This is a genomic window from Mesorhizobium sp. B2-3-12 (assembly GCF_006442205.1).
Lineage (GTDB): Bacteria > Pseudomonadota > Alphaproteobacteria > Rhizobiales > Rhizobiaceae > Mesorhizobium.
Window position 1 is genome coordinate 23,664 of sequence record NZ_VFVR01000012.1, and the last position, 17,784, is coordinate 41,447.

Below are 17,784 nucleotides of genomic sequence, written 5' to 3' on the forward strand. Positions count from 1 at the left end.
CGAACGCCTGCTTGAAAGCATGCGGGAGAGCCTGAAGGCCGCCCTTGAAGCGCTCCGACGCGTCGAAAAAAGCTAGCGTGTTCCCGAACTATTTGGCGTGAGGAGAATCGCGCTACTTCTCCATTTGCCACCCACGACGCCGCGCCAACTAAGTTCGGGCTATCGAAATCGCAGCGGTCGGCGTCATATCTGCTGCACCCGAATTGAAGGTCGTTCGGGCTCCCGGATCCTTTGACCAATGAAAGGGCCGTCGGATTGAGACGCGATCCATCAGCCCTTTCTGGCGATGACGGATAGCAAGAGGAGGACACCTCACAACGACATCAACAACGATAGGCGAAATCGGATCGGGCCACGATCATGTTCAAATTGCGGAACCATTCACAAGTTCAGGGGTTCCGCACTGGACGAAGGGACGACCTCACCATGAATTTCGGTGAGTACTCGGGCGGGACAGTCGCTGCCGCTATCAAGCATCAGATAGGCTCAAGGGCTATGAATCGCTATGCAGAGAGCCTGCCGTGCTTCCGGGTTGATCATAACCTACCGGATATCATCAAGGAGTTGCTGGAGCGATTAGAACACGCCGAAGAGTCCGCGCCTGACGAAGAACCACCGCCAGCGCATCTCACCAGTTCAACCCATCTCGATCAAGGCCGACTGTTGCTGCGCTAGAACCCCAGCCGCCGCTACTCCCCGACCCCTGAGCGCCGCCACCTACCTCTTGGTGCGGACCAGCCTATCCGCAACATCTTGGCATGTGGCCACTGTCGTGCAGTCGGTATGGCGACAATCGCTGCGTCAGAAAGGCGATCCACTATTCACCCACACACCGTGCAGCGTGCGTCCTGATTTGCGCATTTTGAACAATCCGAGGCTCGACCAGCTTGGGCAGTAGCAGGACTTACAAGCTCGGCCGGGACTAACATTCAACGGCGGCTTAACCATCTCGTTGGCTTGCCCGACATTCATGATCTGCATCAACACTTCGTCAAGCAGCCCATGCGCCAATATGGGTTAGGCGAAGGGGGGTTGGCATGCTTGCGTCCAAATTTTTGCGGTCGAGGAACGGCAATTTCAGCCTTCTGTTCGGGATAGCCCTCCCGGCCATTCTTGCGTCAGTCGGGTTTGCGGTCGATGTATCCTCGCTAATGCGGGCAAAGGTCAATCTGCAGAATTCCTTGGACGGAGCAATATTGGCGTCCTCGCACCTGTCGGACAGCGAGGCAGATCGCCAGACCGCGCTCCAACGCTACTTCCAAGCCAACATCGCAAATCACACCGAGCTCTTGAACCCCAAGGTGACCTTCGCCGTCGACAAGGGGCTCAACTATGTAAAGACCAAAGCCTCGGCCTCGGCCGACGTCAAGCTCTACTTCGCTTTCATGTTCGGCGACAGCAAACACGTCGAAGTCGACGCCGGTGCAATGGAGGCCACCAACAATCTTGAAGTGGTCCTGGTGTTGGATAACACCGGCTCCATGGCTGGCGCCAAGATCAAGGCTCTGCGGGACGCCACGAAAGCACTGCTCGATGATCTGGGCGACGCGAAGTCCCCGAATCGCAAGGTAACCGCCGCGCTCGTCCCCTTCGTGACTGCAGTCAATGTCAATGGTGATGAGTTCGACCCCTCGTGGATCGATATGGATGGTCGGTCTCCCAACAACGGCGTCAATTTTCCGCTTCTGCCGGACGGCAAGCGCGCCAACCACATGGATCTCTTCAAGGACCTTGCAGAGGGGACCGGATGGAATGGCACTGGCTGGAAGGGCTGCGTGGAGGCACGCCCCGGAATCAACAGCACTTCCGATGCAAAACCTGACGGCTACAAGCCCGAGACCTTGTTCGTGCCGTATTTCGCGCCGGATGACCCGGGAGACGCGACGGACCCATCGGCCAGTTATGGCAACGATACGCGGGTCTACAACAATTCCTACCTGTCCGATGAGGTCGCGGACGGCACCGACGACAAGGGAAAAGACAAGAAGGTCGCCAAATACAAGAACCCAAAGGCCAAGAAGATAAATGACAAAAAAGGACCCCTGACGGTAGGCCCTAACCGCGCTTGCCCCACCCCTGTCGTGCCGTTGACCGGAGACCTCGACAAATTGCGCACGGCGGCTGCCCAGATGCAGGAATGGAACGGTTCGGGCACCAACGTCTCGGAGGGTCTCTCCTGGGGTATGCGCGTGCTTTCACCAGATCCGCCCTACACGGACGGTGCCGCATGGAAGGCGCCAAATACCAGCAAGATCGTCGTGCTGCTTACCGACGGCGAGAATGTCGTCTTCGGTGCCAGCAACGAGCCGGAGAAGTCGGACTATACATCCTACGGCTACCTCGGTTCAGGACGCTTTGGAACGACCAATCAGACGGATGCGGCGCGTGAAGTGGATCGCTGGACGCTCGATGTTTGCCAGAAACTGAAGGCCCAGCAGGTGCAGATCTATACGATCACCCTTCAATCAGACACGGCCGCTAACCGCACCCTGTACGGGAAATGCGCGACCAATCCGACTGACTACTATGCCGTCAACGACCCCAGCAAGCTGCCCAACGTATTCAAGGAAATCGCTGGAAGGTTCACTGAACTGCAACTGGTCGACTGACGTTGCGCGCCGTGGTGCAACGCTACTGCCGATTGAGAGATCGCGATTGCCCGCGGGCGCACGGTTTCTCCGCGGCGCGACTTTCTTGGATTTAGTTTCGTGGCCTTCCCCGTTGCAGACACCGTTGCGAGGGGGTCGCTGGCTGCTGAGTAGGGTACGGCTTTGGTGTTCAGCAACCGTTTGTTGACCATTCCATCGAATGGCTGGCGAACCAACCGCTTGCGCACAATGGATTTACGATCTGGACCTATGTTGCTCCATCTACTGGGCCACAGGCGAGGAAAGATGGCCAAGCCGATCATGGATCTCTCCACCTTTGGCTGGGGTCGCGTCATCGCACTGAGCACGATTGGCACGCTGTGCTGCATCGTCGTGGCGTTCGCGATTGACAGCTATTCACTGGCAACAGGGACTTGGCGGTGGGGCGAGAGTCCCCTGAACAATGTGATCATCCCGCTTGTGCTTGCCCCACCTTTTTTCGGATACCTTCTTGGCAAACAGCGTGAACTTGCCATCGCTCATCGTGAGCTAATGATCGTCGCCTCGACTGACGCGCTTACCTCATGTCTGAACCGGCGGGCGTTCATGGCGATCGTGGACGGCTTCCTGGACCGAGTGGCCAATCGAAAGATCGAACGGCTGGGCGCGCTCCTCGTCATCGATGTTGACCATTTCAAGCTGGTCAACGACAGGTTCGGGCATGACGGAGGTGATGAGGCCCTGAAGCTCATCGTGCAAATCATCAAAGGGAGCGTGCGTGAATTCGATGTCATCGGCCGTATCGGCGGTGAAGAGTTCAGCGTCTTGCTTCCTGGTGTTGGCCCGGACACAGTTGGCAAGGTCGCTGAGCGTATCCGGGCCGCGGTATACGATTCCGAACTTAAGCTGGAAGGAGAGAGCTTGCCGCCTGTCCGTCAGCGTTGGTGGCGTGGTGTTTGAGCGGGAAGCCTCATCAGCGAACTCTACCGCTTTGCGGACCAGCGATTGTACGCGGCCAAGCGCAATGGCCGCAATCGAGTACAGATCATTAATGCCTCATCGCCTGAGGGACAGGCCCGCGTTCATTGACTCCCGGTCAATGTCTGAGCCCAAGGCGGGTATCTTGCGACTCGGTGATGGTCCGCAGCGCCCACACCCGTTACTACGAGTTAGGATTGGCCGAGGAGACACGCTGATTAAGACCCGCTGCTGTTTAACGTGTTGCCGATCTTGGTGAACTTGGCGTTGACCGAATTTCCAAGCGCGCCTGCACCGGTAATGATGGCAAGCGCGATCAACGCGGCGATGAGACCATATTCAATTGCGGTCGCACCGGACTCGTCTCGGACGAACTTGTGAATGAGCTTCTGCATGTCTCAATTCCTAATTTCTCCTCATGAGCATAGGCATCCGGCGTTGCCACTCTGTTAATGTTGGAGCCGTTCTGACCCTGCAGCGCTTCGCGCCTTTTCATCTGGATCAATTTTAAGGGCCGCTTTAAGCTTTTCGAAGCCTTGTTCAGAAGTAAACCATCCTATCTCGCCCCCAAGAAGCTCACCGGGTAGTTGCAATTACACAGCCAACTTGCGGCTGGTGCAAAGCAACAGGAGAGTGTCATGAATTCTTTCGTCAAAACCTTCGCCAAAACTCTGGCTAGCAGCGCATTCATTATCGCCTTGTCGCTTCCGGCAACGGCTGCCGGAGGGATCGGCGTCGGTGCTGGTGCCTCCGTCGGCGGAAGCGGCGGCGTCAATGCCGGAGCCGGTGCCTCTATCGGCGGATCGGGCGGCATCGTCGCCGGGGCTGGCGCATCGATTGGCGGTGCGGGCGGCGTGAACGCCGGTGCTGGGGCCAATGTAGGCGGTTCGAATGGCGTCAGCGCCGGGCTCGGCGCTTCGGTCGGCGGCAGCAATGGCGTCAATGCAGGAGCCGGGGCTAACATCGGTGGTTCAGGCGGCGTCGACGCCGGGCTCGGTGCCAATGTTGGTGGAACGGGCGGCATTAACGCGGGGCTTGGCGTCAATGTCGGCCGCACAAGCGGCGTTGGTGTCGGCGTGGGTATTGGCAACGGAACGGTTCCCAGCAGTCCTGCGAACCCGAGCACCCTCTCGAGCCGAAGCATTCCAGGTGCAGTGGCTCAGATGTCGAATTCGCAGGTGATGCGCATGAAGAAGCGCTGCGCCGACGTCCTCAGCAGCGAAGGGGCTTATGATAGCGACCTGCGCCAGCTCTGCTTGCTGATAGCACGCCGCTGAGGCTGAAGGGGACTGCGGAACCAGCCGCGAGGCTTTGGCCGCACTCTCCCGCCTCCGGCCGGTCGGGAAGCCCGTCTTAAAGGCGGGCTTCTGCACTGTTGTTTGATGGCTAAAGCAAATCGGGTTCTTTGTTGGAGACACGCCCTTGGTCTCGTACGTCCGGCAACCCCTTGCGGAAATCGATGCTGATCTAGCCCATCGCAGCCGCCCCTCTGAGGAAAAGCCCTCGCGAACGCAGTTGTCCGTTGCCTCGCAGCTATTCGCAGCCCTAGGCTTCAGGAAGCGGCTGCTGATCCTGATTCATCTGATGGATACCTTGCGAAGCTAATTGAGATCGGCTTGATAGAGATCCGCAGGGTCGGCTGCTGCCACCCCAGGCCCTGCGAACTGAAAGGCCGGTCGGCTCCCTGATCGGCCTTATTTTTGAGCAGCAAAAAGGGCCGGCGGATTGAGACGCTCTCCACCAGCCCTTGGTGACGGCGGGTAGCGAGAGGGAGGGACTCCTCGCGCCACCATCGACGCCATTAGCAACAATAGGGCGCAATTCGGTCGTGGCCGGTGCATTTCTCCTTGTGCTGCTCGTCCTCCTCCAAGACATACTCGCTGTCGTGCCTGTCGCTGCGTTGACGGCAGTAATGATAATGGTTTCGATCAACACCTTCTCGTGGGCTTCGGTCGGCAGGCTGCGCACAAATCCTTGGCCGTCGTCCATCGTCATGCTGGCAACGGTTGTTGCCGTTGTGACCACGGGCGACCTTTCGATTGGCGTACTGATCGGGGTCCTGCTTTCTGGCGTGTTTTTCGCGGGCAAGGTTTCTCGGCTCAGCCGGGTAACCTCAATGCTCTCAATGGACGGTCGCGTGAGAACTTACGTCGTCGAGGGCCAGATATTTTTTGCCTCGGCAGGGACATTTGCCGACTCGATGAATGTCCTGGAGCCGGTCGAAAAGATCGTGATCGATGTTAGTGCCGCTCATTTCTGGGATATCTCGGCGGTCAGTGCCCTTGACCGCGTTGTACTGAAAGCGCGCCGGCGCGGACATAAGGTTGAAGTCGTTGGCTTGAACGCCGCAAGTGCAACCTTGGTTGAGCGTTATGGACAGGATCAAGCAGTCGGTGAGGTTGGAGTGCCAGCAGCTGGTGGCCAATAGGAAGACCCTGGCGTCGGCAATCGGCGTAAGAAACGTCTCCCGACGGATCGACCGGGAATGTCTGTTGCATGCAGCAATAGGCGCAAAGCAGCCATGTCTGTTGCATGCAGCAATAGGCGCAAAGCAGCCATGTCTTCTTTGGGGCCGGAAGCGAAGATCGGCTTCGTGGATTTCTGAAAAATACGCCGACGTTCTTCGGCCGAAGGTTGGCGTGTTGGTTCTCCGAGCTTCAAGCGCGGGTCACAATCTCGCTGAGCGTTTTGTGCATGCTGTTCAGCAACGGTCAGGTCCTCATCGGAAGTGTCGAACCACCTCTGAAGTCCCGCTCTCCAAGGCGTTGGAGTTGCCAGTGGCCTTGCGCCGTCAGAACTTCACGCCGAGATTCACCCTGGCGCCGTTGTCGCTGGATCCGCCGCCGAACTGGCCCGAATAGGACAGGCCGAGCGTCGCATTGGCCGCCATCTTCAGGTCGAAGCCGGCTTCAATCACAGCGGCATCCCTGGCGATCGGCACACCGGCAATGGTGAAGGTATCGCTGCCGGCAAAGGCGAGGGTGGACAGCGGTTTGGTGTCGCCGAAGGCGTGCTGCCAGCCGAGCATGCCGCGCGCTGTCGCATTGATGGTCCCAAGCGCAAAATTCGTCGAACCGCGCAGGCCGAGCGTGGTGAAGGTCGCATCGGTGGTCGAACTGCTGCTGGTCAGCGCCGCCGCACCGCCCTCTTCCATGAAGCCGTCCGTGTGAACGCGGACATAGGCAAGATTGGCGAAGGGCTCGAACTTGAACTGGCTGGCGTCGGTCTTGTAGGCGAATTCGCCGAAGATCTGCGCGGTGCCGGCGTCGTAGTCGGCCGAGAGTTGATCGGCAAGACCGTTGAAGCCGACCGAGCGTTTTGTCGACAGGCTGCTCCAGCTATAGGCCGCGCCGGTGCGGAAGGCGATGGCGCCCCAGTTGGTGCCGCCATAGAGACCGAGATGGTAGTTGTCGGCGTCCCCGGAGGAATTGCGATCGTCGGCATCGAAATTGGAATGGCTGTAGCCGCCGAGCAGACCGACACGCCAGCCGCCCACCAGCGTGTCGGTGCCCGCCAGTAGGCCCCCCGTCGAACGATCGAAAGCGGCGGCGTTGCCGTCGGAAACGGTCGTGCCCCAGGAGCCGAACCCCTGGCCCCACACCGCAAAACGGTCGGTGTCGGCGGCCACCATTTCGGGTCCGCCTTCGCCATAAGCCATGACAGGCAATGTTGCCGCGGTCGTATCGCCGAAAGCGGTGCGGATACGGCTGGTGGCTGCATCTCGAACGAAGCGGCTGTCCTCGACCAGCATGCCGTTGGCCGAAGCGTGAATCTCGCCGGAAAGCTGGTCAAAGGCGGCGCGGGCTTCCGCGTCGGTGGCAAGTCCGGCGACGGCGTTGAATAGGGTCCCGCTGGTCAGGCTGTCTAGCCCTTCGCCCGTAGCGATCTGGTTGCGCGTCTGACCGGCATCGGCAAAGTCGCGCACCTTGATCACATTGAGGTAGGCGTTGTTGGCATCATAGGTGTCGGTCACGGACAAAAAGGCGGTGCTTGTAATGCCGGTGACCGAGGCGAACTCCGTCCCGCCAAGGCCGCTATCGGCGGTCAGCACTCTGAATTGGCCGACGCCGACGCCGTTTGCGCTGACAGCCAGCGTCGCACCGCTCAGATCAGCTGTGCCTGTCGTGAGAAACCGGTCAGCCTGGCCTGCGCCGCTGATGTCGACGGCCAGCACCGAGCCAGCCTCGAAGATCGCATCGCCGTCATTTTGCCTGGTGAAATCGCCGGCAATGCCGTTGGCCATCATCAAGCGGCCCTTATTGGTGAATTTGACCAATCCGTCGAGGACGGTCGCCGTCGTTGTCGTGCCGCCGATGGCGGCGGCGATGATATCGACCCCGGCAGCATTGATCATCTCGGCGCCGCCGAAGACATTGCCGGCGCCAGCGGTGTTCCACGTCGCATTGTTGTTAAACATGACGCCGCCGCCGTCGAAATTGATCTTCCCGGTGATGCCGCCATTGTTGGTCAGCGTTACCGGGCCGCCCGTGGTGGTGACCGCCACATCGCTCGACAGTTGCGAAGCGTTGCGCACCACGCCGCTGGTGGTGATGTCGATTGCCTGGCCGGAGAGCGATTCCACCCTGATCGCGGCCACGCTGCCTTCTACGGTGCCTGACGTCTTGACGCTGGTCGTGCGTGTTCCGTCGGTTCCGCCATTGTAGGCATAGACGCCATAGCGGCCGCCACTGACCGCCCTCGCATCGACTGTCAGATCGGTGGAGGCAAGGCCGCCTGCGACGGAGGCAAGCGAGCCATCCGTGGAACTGAACGTGGCGATGCCCCCGTTGACGGCCAGTATGCCTATGTCGGCCCCCAGCACATCGCCCTTGGTGGTAATCTTTGTTGCGCCACTGCCCTTGTTCTCTGCGTAGACGCCGAAATTGCCGCCGTCCACGGCCATGGCATCGAGCGTCAGGTCGCCCGTGGTGGTGGTACTCGTGAGTGCTTGAATACCCGCAAAACCGAACGTCTTCACAGGACCGCTGGTGGTGATGTTTGTCGCGCCAGTGCCGAGATTGGAAGCTGAGATGCCGATGTAAGCCCCTGTCACGGCGTCGGCGTTCAGCGTCACATCCTTACCTGTCGCACGATTGCCGATGGCGATGCCGGTGGCCAGGCGCCCGGTGACCGGTCCCGTTGCCGTGACGCTGGTGTCGCCGCTGCCCTGATTGTCGGCAACGATGCCGATGATCTCAGCCGTCACGCCTGCCACGTTCACGGTCAGGTCGTTCGCGGTGGTGCCATTTACGACATGGACGCCGTAGCTGCCGGCTCCGGTGCCTGTCACCACACCTGTCGCGGTGACGCTGGTGTCCCCAGTGCCGTCGTTTTCGGCATAGATGCCGACCTTGCCGCCGGTGACCGCGCCTTGAGCCTGTACTGTCAGATCTTTGCCTGCATTGAGGGGCGGACCGGCAACAAATGTCACCGAGCCGTTCAGGATCGTGTTGGGTACATCAAGCTGTGGCCCACCATTGATTGCATAGATGCCGTATCCGTCCGCGCCGGTGGCCGTGATATCGCCGGTCGCGGTCACGCTGAGATCCGCCGTCAGGCCTTGATTGATGGTGTAGATGCCGCTGGTGCCGCCCGTCACCTTTCCGGTGGAGATCGTGGAGCCGCCGCCTTGCGAATAGACCACGACGCCATAGCCATCGGAGCCCGTCGCTGTGATGTCACCGGTTGCTTTGATATCTGTCGCGCCATCGCCGGTGTTGATCGCAGCAAGGCCGATCAGGGCGCCGGTCAGGCGCCCGTTTGTGTCGATGGTGACCGCGCCGCCGGGGTTCGGCCCGAGGCTGAAATAAGGCGGGGTGAACTGCGGAACTGGAACCAGCGAAACGACGCCCAGGCCGACGCCCGTCGTCGACGTCAATGCCGAGGGATTGGCATCGGTGTAGCTGACCACGCCACTTCCCAATATGCCCAATGCGAAGGGATCGCTGGTATTGACGCTGAAAGTTGGGTCGGTTGTGACCGACGGACTGGCCGGCAAAGCGAGAAGGCCAGGCGCGTCGCTAATGTCGAGCGGGAAGGTGATCGTGTCGGGAACGATCTGGCCAGTCGTGTTGGCGCCGGAGCAGACATAATTGGACGGCGCCGCATCCGTGCAGTCGGCAAACGAATTTTCGCCACAGCCGAGAAGCGTTGCGCCGGCCATCGCCGTGCTCACAAGCAAACGATTGCGATAGCGGCTGATACTGCTGCTGAATTTCATGTCCTGCCCCCGCTCATTTCGACAATCGTGTCGGCAGGAGCCGAAGCGACCGTCGGTAATCTCAGCGTCCATGGCTGATCGAATGCGGTCGGCTTTCCTATCGTCATATGACGACGGTAGTCGGTTTGTGGCCTGATGGCGGCTTGCAGGGACCGGACTGTTACATTAGGGAGACACATTTGTTTTTGCTTAATTAACGAGGCGTACCAGTGACGGCAGTCTGCAACGTTGTGAGCCCAAGGTGCATCGCCCCGAATGGAAGCCATGTTGCCCTTGACTGCATGTCCGGCAGCGCGTCCAACCGGCTGCGCCAAAGTTTTGTTGCTTTCCTGGCTGGAGGGCATCTGGGAATGGGCGAACACAAAGCTCGATTCAGAGCCGATGCTACCCACAGCCTGCTGTGCCCTTGGGTACGCTCCAGTATACCCCAAGGTCGAATTACCGATGCGGCGGAGACTCTGGACAAGGCCCTTGTCCGAACAATCGGCATATGACAATAGTTCTTCGGCTATTGGCACGCAGCTAGAACAGACTGTTACCGTGAGGGCCCATATTTATCCATTCTAATATTGATGCTGCAGGCTTGGGTGTGACTATCGACTTGTTTAGCGATGACGCAACTTGCACGTGAGCTTTCGTGTGCAAGGTTTCATCGGTCCGCATACAGTAATGGATTGATCATGGCATTCACGACCATCGAAACGGTCTCCGCCGTTGTCGGCCAAATCGATGAAGCTGCCTACGATCAGGAACGGGTTCGATGCGGTCGCCGGGCTGCGCTAACTTTCAAGAAGTCAAGAAGCTGCATCGTGCGGCTAGACCAACAGGCTTGCGGCGCGATGGCGGCTGTTCATGATCCTGAGATGTGTTCTTCCGAGGCAACCGCCGCGCCCATGCGCGACCCCATCAGCGCGGTCGCGGTCGCGCAGCCGGTAGCCAAGATCTATGATCGCTCACGCCTAAGGAGAGACGGAGCCGGGTTCCGGCGCCGTGAGTTCTGGCAAGAATGGTACAGGCCGCGCGACATGGTGAATGGAAGACATCATGGCTGACGTCACCATCGAAACGGTTTCCGCTGTCGTAGGCCAGATCTATGAGGCCGCCTACAATCAGGAACGCTGGTTCGACGCGATAACCGGCATGCGCGACCTGTTCGGCGGTTCGCGCTCCTGCATTGTGCGCGTCAGTCCGGAAACGCTCGACGCGGTCGCATCCGACCTGGATCCCGAATTCCAGTCGCAAAATGGCATCGAAGCCATGCTTCGCGATCCCCTGGCTGCGGCGTCAGCCGCCTTGTCGCTCGGCACGGTCAATCGTTGGCCGCCCGCACCCGATGAGACAGCGTTCCGCCGACGCGAACTCTGGCAAGACTGGATGAGGCCGCGCGACATGTATCAAGGGCTGGTCTGTAACCTCCTCGCCTCCAACGGTGCGCATTGGCTTCTCGATATCCATCGCGGCTCAAGGCACGAAGCGTTCGACAATACCGAGATCGACCTGTTGCAGAAGATCGTGCCGCATATGCTGCGCGCCGGGCAGATCAGCCGGAGTCTGGAGAACACGTCGGCCTTGGCATCGGCGTTCTCGCACCTGCCCTTCGGCGTGTTTCTGGTGAACGGCCACCGGCAAATCGCGCAGATGAACGAAGCCGCAGAGGCGATACTGGCGCGGCCCGACAGCTCCCTGAGGCTGCATGGCGGCATGATCGTCGCCTCAAATCCTAGGGATGCGCAGGAGCTTCAGCGGCTGGTCGCGGATGCCTGCTCGTTGCGGGATGGTGCCATTCCAGGAACCGGAGGAACGCTGATTGTTCCGTCGGATCACAAGCGCTCCGAGATGTCGCGGCTGGTGCTGTCGGTCGCGCCATTTGTCGATGCCCGCGCCTATGGCCTGGCGTCGGAGCGTTGCGCGGTGATCATGGTCTCAGAGGTCGCCCGCCGCATTGCCGATGGCTTCGAGAAGCATGTCCGCGGTCTGTTCGATCTAACTTCGGCCGAGGCCCGACTTGCCGCCGCATTGGCGTCGGGGCGGACGCTGAAAGAAGCCGCTGCAAGCTCGAAGATCACCGTCAAGACTTGTCGGACCTATCTCGAACGGATTTTTTCCAAGACCCGCACCCGTCAGCAGAGTGAACTGGTCGCACTGCTCAAGAGCACGGAACCGCTTAGCGGGCGCGGCCGGTAGCAACCGATTTTCACGGCGGGCACTCTCACGATGTGGGACATGGTTTCTTGCTGGTTGAAGGTTGGTCAAACCGGCCGACCGAGCGCTAACCACCCTGATTGTTAGCCACGTCGTTGCCGTGGTGGCGAAGACAGTTTTCCTGGTTGGCGCCGGTCCGGCCATTTTCCCAACAGCGCCGGTGCATCGTTCCCAATCGCCGAAGTGCCTTTTATTGGGATGAGCGACGGCTCTTCAGCCTTTTTCCTACTTCCTGTTTTCAGCGCTTCGATTTCTTCATCGCGCCTGGTGATGCGGCTTTCCAAGTTCGCGATGCGCTCGGTAAAAAAGTATCGACCGGCGACAAATCCTCCGCTTCCGAACAACACTGAGAAGGTAGCGAACGCTACGGGGTTGCCGATGACCAATGCTGCATTCGTTTGGAAGAACGCGATCAGGTCGTGCATTTTGGACATCCTCTTGGCTCCTGTGGGATTTCCGGTCCCTCTTCGGCCATAGCCTCGCCGCCGCCCGGCCGTTTTGGCGCCTTGGCAGTAAGGCTCTCCTGCTCATACGCTCCCACGAATAAGGAACATCTTCCTGCCTCGTCAAGGCTCCTTTGTTCTTATTTTGTTCGCGGCCAGCATGGCGACAGGAGACCTGCGCTTTCAGCTTCGATATCGATGAGCTTCGTAGGCGCTGCCATGTCAGGCTTGAGCCGCACAGTCTCCGCCGAAAGGGCCCGGACAAATGGACAGCGATTGCTATGTAGGGGCTTGGCGCCTTCCGAGCGGAAGTTGAACACCGGCCGCCTTTTTGATCCGAATGGCAGGAACGCATACCATGCGATGCCCAGCGGGCGCATGATGGAGCCGGGTCGTCGACGCGGATCTCGTCTGCCGGCAGCGGACCCCGGTGCCGTCGCGAGCCTGCGGGGTTGTACGGCAACCAGAGCGAATATCAGGTACGACCGCTACGCCGACTTTCGGCCCCGGGATTTAGTTCCGCCCTTGATGCCTTCCTTGGCAAGGCTCTTGCGAAGCACCGAAGCCAAGTCGATGACGTTCTCTTTCGGCGCCGGCGCCGGCTTAGGCGGTGCTTTGCCTTTGCGCTTGGCGTCGATCATGGCGATCAACGCATCCTCATATGTGTCTTCAAACTGCGACGGGTCGAACTTGGTGACTTTCTTGTCGATCAACAGGCCGGCGATCTCAAGAAGGTCCGCGTCGTATTTGGGGCTTTCCAAGCCATTAAACACCTCCTTCTCCGAGGTCATCTCGTTGTGCGTGCGCAGTTCGGTCAGCAGCATTCCCTTCTCGAAGGGTTGGATCAACACCTCGCGGCCCCGCTGGTAAAGCACCACGCAAGAGCGCGCGGCCACGCGCTTGTTCGCCATCGCGTCACGAAGAACGCAAAAGGCTTCCAGCGAGGCGCCGTCCGCCGGGATCAGATAATAGGGCTTTTCCAGATACCGGGTGTCGACGTCCTCAATTGCGACAAATGAATCCACCTCGAGCGTGTGGGCCGATGTCAGCTTGAGTTTCTTGATCTCATCGGGCTCGACCCTGATGAAATGGTTCTTGTCGACCTCATAGCCCTTGACCTGATCCTCGCTCTCGACGACGTCGCCGGTCTCTTCGTCGAGATACGCGCTTTTGACGGGCAACCCGTCCTGACGGTTCAAAATCTTGAAATGGATTTTGGAGGCCTCGCTGGTTGCACCCACAATCTTCACGCCGCACGAAACCGACCCCACCTTCAGGAAACCTTTCCAAACCGCCCGAGGTGCCACCATAACCTTGCTCCGTGCCTGTTGTGAGTAAGAACACACGAAGTCGACACCCGTTCCGTCGCAGCACCAGGACCATGCTCCGCTCCTCTATCGTGCCGTCGCGCCGGTTTTGCGAGATTGGTGACTTTCACCAGGAAATGCTAGCTGGTAGCCAGCTTATCCATGGAACGGCGTTAAACCGCCTTGCCGGTAATTTGACTCAGTTCGAGCCAGAGCGTAAAGCCCGACCTCTCGCCCACGTCCAGGGCGCATCAACTGACCATAAGGTTTGCGAAAATGGACGACAAATACGCCAATGCGCGCGAGCATTTTTTCGCAGCAGTTCGCACCCTGGCCGCATCATCCGACCCCATCCAGACACGATTGATAAATGCAAACCTGAACGTTTTGCATGTCACGCTCGATGAATTCGACGGTGACCGGGAGCTCAAATTCAAATTTGCCAAGATTTTGGACCTTCTGGCTGCCGACCAGGACAACATGGAAACGGTCGCCATCGAGACGACCGCCCACATGACGGACTTTGAAGCTGTAAAGGTCGCGGACCTGATCTGTGATTTTTACTATGAGCTGACGTAGGCTCCGGTACAGCTTTCCAGGGCCGTCAACGGTCCGACAACCTTAGTTTGCTCAGCACGTCGCCTATGAAACAGAGCAGCCACCGGCTCCCACATTATTGGCTTTGCCCAGCATGGGATTACGCGGCCAAACACGTCTTACGCTCGCGCCCAACACCTCGACCGGTCAGCCGCGGTGGCCGAAATGGCTCCTGCTTTGTGCCGTGGGCGCCGCGCCGAACGCCGATGACGGCGTCCCGCAGTCCCCAGGCTCTGCCGCATCAGCCGCAAGTTGCTCGCGCAGCGCGACTATTCGTGCGAGCGGCGATGACGGTGCAGGCAAACGGGCTTGTCGCCTCCCGGCGCGCATTCCGAAAGTAACTTGGTCAGCATCCCGGGCTTCTCATCGCGGATCTCGGCGTCGTTTCGGCGCGCGACCGCGGCGCGCACAAGCTTGGCGCCGATATAGCGGAATGGTTCTGGCGGCATGCTCTTGCGCCGATCGAGCCCCACCAGCCCACTGCCGCTCCAGCGATCCTTCCGCTCCAGCACAAGGCTGGCCAGGATGCGGCCGCCGATCGGGGTCTGGGCAATGCCGGTCCCGTTATATCCCATGCCGAAGACGATGTTGGGATGACCCTTCAACCGATCGAAGACCGGAACATGCTCCGGCACACAGTCGATCGGGCCTGCCCAATCATAGTCGATCGGCACCCCTTGCAGTTCGGGGTAGACGCGGCCCAGTTCGCGGATGTTTTCCCGTCCGTGTTCTGGGCTGCGGTTGAAGCTCTGGCCGAAATTGCCGGCATAGGCGATGTTGCCGCTGCCGCGGCCGAAGACCACCCGTCCCTTCGCGGTGCGCTGGTAGTAGAGGACCTGGCGCTGCGAGTCGCAGATGGAGGCTCCGTCGCGCCAGCCGATCCGGTCGAGCAGGTGAGGGATTTCCGCGGTCGCGACCACCTGGCTTGCGACCACGTAAAGATGCCGTCGAAGTTCGGGCAGCGCCGACAACCACGCATTCGCCGCCAGCACGACCGTCTCGGCACGCACTTCGCCCTGCGCAGTCCGGACCAGGCAGGTCCTTTCGGGCACGATTTCGGTGACGGGACTGCGCTCATGGACGACCACGCCGCGAGCGATCGCCAGTTCGCGCAGCCCGGTGGCCAGCTTGGCTGGATGGACCGTCCCGGCATTCGGCTCGACAACGCCGGTATAGGATGCGGAAGACCCGGTCCGCTGCTTGATCTCCTCGCCGGTCAGCTGCCGGAAGCGACTGGCCCCGGCCGCCTCGGTCATCGCGACAGCGCGGTTCCAGGCTCCCTCCTGGGCGGAGGAACTGGCCGTCCAAAGCCAGCCGTCGAGACGAAGATCCATATCGATCGTCCCGTCGCGCTGAAGTTTCCCCAACTCTGCGATGGCATCGACGCTATCGGCGCAAAGCGCCCGCCCCTCCTCCTCGCCGACTACGGCGCTGATCTGATCGAGTTCGGCGAACCAGGAATGCACCTGTCCGCCATTGCGCCCGGATGCGCCGGAGCCGCAGTGATCCGCCTCAAGCACCATGACGCGGGTCTCGGGAGCCAGATCGCGGATCCGCAACGCCGTCCACAGCCCAGTATAGCCGCCACCGACGATCACCACGTCGGCCCGCTCGCCGCCGACCAAGGGTTGCGTCGCCGGGGCAGCGGCGATGTCCTGCAGCCAGAATGACCGATCGGCTGGCGCCGCGACTGCCGGCTGTCTCATCCGTAAAGTGGCCATGTCAGACCCTCGTCTCGCGATTGATCACGTCGGCATATTTCAGCGGCAGCCAGTCTGGGATCGGACGCGGCGCCTGCGGAAAGCCACCCAGATGCGTGCAGGTCCTGCTGGCCTCGAAAGAGGCTTTTCGCATGGCTCCGTCGGCGTCGAGACCCGCGAAACAGAACGCGGTGATGAAGGTGGCGATGAAGCTGTCGCCAGCCCCACAGGTGTCGACGACGGCGGTCGGCGAGGCCTCGGCGTGGCGAATGCCTTGGCTGTCGCAGAAGTAGGCGCCCCGGCTGCCGCAGGTAAGCACGACCTGGCGCGCACCAGCCGACCGCAGCGCGGCGATGACGGGCTCGGACGGCACGCTCGGTTCGTCTGGACCGGAGGCGAAGACGAGAGGCACGCCTTGCAGCGGCAAGGCCAGATGCGCGGTCGAGACGTCGACACTGAACGGCACATGCTCGCGAACCAGGCGGCGCACGAGATCCTTGTTGGCATTGGTGCCCAGATGCACCCAGTCGGCTTTCGATATGACCCGCCAGTTGTGCGGCGCGGGCATGTAGTTCTCGCCGACGCCGAAGGATTCGAACAGGAAAGTACGGTCGCCCGACTGGTCGCGCAGCAAGGTCACCGCCGTGTCGCCGGAGATCATCTCGACATCTTTGCGGGACAGCCCGGCGGTCTCGATCTCGCGGAGCGTTATCTCGCCTTCAGGATCATCGCCAACGGCGCCGAAATAGCGTGCGCTCCAGCCATTGCGGCGCCATTGAACGGCAACGTTGAGGGCGTTCCCGCCCACGGTCAGGAGGTCCTTGTTGAGATAGACGTCGAGGCAGTTGTCCCCGACGGCGACCAGATTGGGCGGTGCTCCTCCGGTCATGCTGCTGTCGGCGCCCGCGTCACGTGGGGCTCGATGGCCTTGAGATTGCGTGTCCACGCCGCGACCGGGTCCAGAGCATAGGAGCCATTTCCGAACGGCTCGAAGGTCAGTTTCCCCCGATAGCCCGACGCAGCGAGGTCGTCGAGATACTGGCCGATCGGAAGCTTGCCGTCGCCCCAGACAAGATGCCCCGCCGGCAGCCCGTCGACGATCTGGACATGTGCCAGGCGCGGCCCGAACAGCCTGACATAGTCGGCCACGGTATCGCCGGCAGTGGCCATGCCGACCGTGTCCAGGACCACATCCATGGTGTCGGCGCCGATCTGGTCGAGCATTTCGCGCAGGCCCGCCGCATTGGTGACGACGTTGGTTTCGACGCGTTGCAGCGGCTCGAGCAGGCAGCGCACGCCGAGCGAGGACGCATAGGCGGCGATCTCCGCAAGCGACTGGGCCGACCGTGCCCACGCCTCTTGCGGCGGGTCGTGTTCATATCCACGCCCGGACGTCAGGAACAAATATCGAGCGCCGAGTTCGGCGCATATGTCCGCCGCGCGGCAGAACCGCTTGACGCTGTCGCGGCGGTATGCGCCGTCGCCCGACGCGATGTTGATCGGATAGATCACCTGCTCGGGCGTGAAGCACCAGACCGTCAGGCCGTTCTGCGCAAGTATCTCGCGAACCGATCGAACATGCGCGTCGGTCGCATGGAACAGGTCGAGATGCGGCGCGATGCCCCAAAGCTCGATCTTCTTGAAGCCGAAGCCGCGAAGGATCTCTGCAACGCGATCGAACGCGTAATGCTGGAAGGCGAAGTTGGCCCCAATCAGCTGGTCGACCTTGAAAAGCGGCATTGATGTCCT

At 60.5% G+C, this 17,784-nt stretch carries 13 protein-coding genes and 1 pseudogene; 7 read left to right on the plus strand and 7 right to left on the minus strand.

What is annotated here, in order from left to right:
• The first annotated feature begins 1,037 nt into the window (after window positions 1–1,037).
• Window positions 1,038–2,609: a pilus assembly protein gene (locus FJ948_RS26205; RefSeq protein WP_140709590.1), complete on the plus strand. Its 1,572-nt coding sequence runs from the start codon at window positions 1,038–1,040 to the stop codon at window positions 2,607–2,609.
• A gap of 285 nt (window positions 2,610–2,894) precedes the next feature.
• A complete protein-coding gene (locus tag FJ948_RS26210; protein WP_181173837.1) occupies window positions 2,895–3,548 on the plus strand; it encodes a GGDEF domain-containing protein in 654 nt (217 codons plus the stop codon).
• A 236-nt stretch (window positions 3,549–3,784) separates the two neighbouring features.
• On the opposite strand, the gene FJ948_RS26215 is transcribed toward FJ948_RS26210, so the two are convergent.
• Complete coding sequence (locus FJ948_RS26215; RefSeq protein WP_140709594.1) at window positions 3,785–3,961, minus strand: Flp family type IVb pilin; 177 nt, start codon at window positions 3,959–3,961, stop codon at window positions 3,785–3,787.
• Window positions 3,962–4,204: 243 nt separating this feature from the next.
• Here FJ948_RS26215 and FJ948_RS26220 point away from each other — a divergent pair, with 243 nt between their 5' ends.
• Complete coding sequence (locus FJ948_RS26220; RefSeq protein WP_140709596.1) at window positions 4,205–4,843, plus strand: hypothetical protein; 639 nt, start codon at window positions 4,205–4,207, stop codon at window positions 4,841–4,843.
• 542 nt (window positions 4,844–5,385) lie between these two features.
• Window positions 5,386–5,994 (plus strand): annotated as a pseudogene (locus tag FJ948_RS26225) (STAS domain-containing protein); the annotation flags it as partial.
• A 363-nt stretch (window positions 5,995–6,357) separates the two neighbouring features.
• Here the strand turns inward: FJ948_RS26225 and FJ948_RS26230 are convergent.
• Window positions 6,358–9,786, minus strand: a complete 3,429-nt coding sequence (locus FJ948_RS26230) for an autotransporter domain-containing protein (protein ID WP_181173838.1) — start codon at window positions 9,784–9,786, stop codon at window positions 6,358–6,360.
• A gap of 680 nt (window positions 9,787–10,466) precedes the next feature.
• Between FJ948_RS26230 and FJ948_RS26235 the strand changes: the two genes are divergently transcribed.
• Together FJ948_RS26235 and FJ948_RS26240 are read left to right on the plus strand one after the other, a co-directional pair.
• Window positions 10,467–10,838 carry a hypothetical protein gene (locus FJ948_RS26235; RefSeq protein WP_140709601.1) on the plus strand — a complete coding sequence of 124 codons (372 nt, stop codon included), beginning with the start codon at window positions 10,467–10,469 and terminating at the stop codon, window positions 10,836–10,838.
• Window positions 10,831–11,970 carry a LuxR family transcriptional regulator gene (locus tag FJ948_RS26240; RefSeq protein ID WP_140709603.1) on the plus strand — a complete coding sequence of 380 codons (1,140 nt, stop codon included), beginning with the start codon at window positions 10,831–10,833 and terminating at the stop codon, window positions 11,968–11,970. The genes FJ948_RS26235 and FJ948_RS26240 overlap by 8 nt, the downstream gene beginning before the upstream one ends.
• 101 nt (window positions 11,971–12,071) lie before the next feature.
• Here FJ948_RS26240 and FJ948_RS26245 read toward each other — a convergent pair whose 3' ends face one another.
• Together FJ948_RS26245 and FJ948_RS26250 are read right to left on the minus strand one after the other, a co-directional pair.
• Window positions 12,072–12,413, minus strand: coding sequence for a hypothetical protein (locus FJ948_RS26245; protein ID WP_140709605.1), 342 nt, complete (start codon window positions 12,411–12,413; stop codon window positions 12,072–12,074).
• Between the two features lie 506 nt (window positions 12,414–12,919).
• Window positions 12,920–13,741 (minus strand): Ku protein, encoded by an 822-nt coding sequence (locus FJ948_RS26250; protein ID WP_140709607.1) that lies wholly within the window; start codon window positions 13,739–13,741, stop codon window positions 12,920–12,922.
• A gap of 273 nt (window positions 13,742–14,014) precedes the next feature.
• Between FJ948_RS26250 and FJ948_RS26255 the strand changes: the two genes are divergently transcribed.
• Entirely contained in the window at window positions 14,015–14,317 is a 303-nt protein-coding gene (locus FJ948_RS26255; protein WP_140709608.1) for a hypothetical protein, read from the plus strand.
• A gap of 287 nt (window positions 14,318–14,604) precedes the next feature.
• On the opposite strand, the gene FJ948_RS26260 is transcribed toward FJ948_RS26255, so the two are convergent.
• The 3 genes from FJ948_RS26260 to FJ948_RS26270 all read right to left on the minus strand — a co-directional run bounded on the left by FJ948_RS26260 (window position 14,605) and on the right by FJ948_RS26270 (window position 17,775).
• Window positions 14,605–15,960: an FAD-dependent oxidoreductase gene (locus FJ948_RS26260; RefSeq protein WP_224541787.1), complete on the minus strand. Its 1,356-nt coding sequence runs from the start codon at window positions 15,958–15,960 to the stop codon at window positions 14,605–14,607.
• A gap of 97 nt (window positions 15,961–16,057) precedes the next feature.
• Window positions 16,058–16,924: a PfkB family carbohydrate kinase gene (locus tag FJ948_RS26265; RefSeq protein WP_140709612.1), complete on the minus strand. Its 867-nt coding sequence runs from the start codon at window positions 16,922–16,924 to the stop codon at window positions 16,058–16,060.
• Window positions 16,921–17,775, minus strand: a complete 855-nt coding sequence (locus FJ948_RS26270) for a sugar phosphate isomerase/epimerase family protein (RefSeq protein ID WP_140709614.1) — start codon at window positions 17,773–17,775, stop codon at window positions 16,921–16,923. The genes FJ948_RS26265 and FJ948_RS26270 overlap by 4 nt, the downstream gene beginning before the upstream one ends.
• Window positions 17,776–17,784 lie beyond the last annotated feature (9 nt).

Bases quoted from the DNA above. Each gene is read 5' to 3' on its own strand.
- FJ948_RS26265 (WP_140709612.1), bottom strand. From the start codon at position 16,924: ATGACCGGAGGAGCACCGCCCAATCTGGTCGCCGTCGGGGACAACTGC.
- FJ948_RS26230 (WP_181173838.1), bottom strand. From the start codon at position 9,786: ATGAAATTCAGCAGCAGTATCAGCCGCTATCGCAATCGTTTGCTTGTG.
- FJ948_RS26215 (WP_140709594.1), bottom strand. From the start codon at position 3,961: ATGCAGAAGCTCATTCACAAGTTCGTCCGAGACGAGTCCGGTGCGACC.
- FJ948_RS26255 (WP_140709608.1), top strand. From the start codon at position 14,015: ATGGACGACAAATACGCCAATGCGCGCGAGCATTTTTTCGCAGCAGTT.
- FJ948_RS26245 (WP_140709605.1), bottom strand. From the start codon at position 12,413: ATGCACGACCTGATCGCGTTCTTCCAAACGAATGCAGCATTGGTCATC.
- FJ948_RS26210 (WP_181173837.1), top strand. From the start codon at position 2,895: ATGGCCAAGCCGATCATGGATCTCTCCACCTTTGGCTGGGGTCGCGTC.
- FJ948_RS26240 (WP_140709603.1), top strand. From the start codon at position 10,831: ATGGCTGACGTCACCATCGAAACGGTTTCCGCTGTCGTAGGCCAGATC.
- FJ948_RS26270 (WP_140709614.1), bottom strand. From the start codon at position 17,775: ATGCCGCTTTTCAAGGTCGACCAGCTGATTGGGGCCAACTTCGCCTTC.
- FJ948_RS26235 (WP_140709601.1), top strand. From the start codon at position 10,467: ATGGCATTCACGACCATCGAAACGGTCTCCGCCGTTGTCGGCCAAATC.
- FJ948_RS26220 (WP_140709596.1), top strand. From the start codon at position 4,205: ATGAATTCTTTCGTCAAAACCTTCGCCAAAACTCTGGCTAGCAGCGCA.
- FJ948_RS26250 (WP_140709607.1), bottom strand. From the start codon at position 13,741: ATGGTGGCACCTCGGGCGGTTTGGAAAGGTTTCCTGAAGGTGGGGTCG.
- FJ948_RS26205 (WP_140709590.1), top strand. From the start codon at position 1,038: ATGCTTGCGTCCAAATTTTTGCGGTCGAGGAACGGCAATTTCAGCCTT.